General features: G+C 49.4%; 1 protein-coding gene. It reads left to right on the top strand.

Annotation, left to right across the window (positions count from 1 at the left end):
* Nucleotides 1-97: 97 nt before the first annotated feature.
* Nucleotides 98-621, top strand: a 524-nt coding sequence (locus tag HMPREF1640_RS10815) for a DUF4372 domain-containing protein (protein ID WP_036894643.1), incomplete at its 3' end; no start/stop codon positions are given.

The raw sequence follows: 621 nt of genomic DNA, 5'->3' as shown, positions 1-621 counted from the left end.
CTAAACTTTTGGGTAAGATACAAATTTAGGGCTGACACTTCTCACGAGGTATCAGCCCTTTTTGTTATCTTTGCTTTTGTTCCCAAACTCAGATAACATGGGCAAAAGTACACATTTCTTCGGACAGCCGGTATATGGTCAGCTGATAAAATCTCTCGACCATGATAAAATAGTTGAAATAAGCCGTCGAAACGGCGGTGAGCGGTATGTGAAGACCTTTGACGGCTTCACCCATCTTCTTACGATGCTGTATGCAGTCATCATGCGCTTCGACTCCCTGCGCGAGATAGAGGCGGCAATGACGGCCGAGGTGCGCAAGCTTCACCACATAGGCATTGACAGGGTTCCTAAGCGCAGTACCCTGTCAGACGCGAACGCCAGACGCTCGGAGAAGTTCTTCGAGGACGTGTACCGCGACCTTTACGAGTCCAATAAGGACAGACTTTCTTCGGACAGCCGACGCAATGGTACGGAGGAATGGATAAAACGTCTGAGAATCATCGATTCCACCACGATAACCCTGTTCTCTAACGTCATCTTCAAGGGCGTGGGCCGTCATCCCAAGACGGGAAAGAAGAAGGGTGGCATAAAGGTGCATTCCGTCATTCATGCAAACGAGGG

The sequence above is a fragment of the Prevotella sp. S7-1-8 genome, assembly GCF_000758925.1.
Taxonomy (GTDB): Bacteria; Bacteroidota; Bacteroidia; order Bacteroidales; family Bacteroidaceae; genus Prevotella.
The sequence above is the reverse complement of the archived record's forward strand: the minus strand, read 5'-3'. Positions and strand labels throughout refer to the sequence as shown.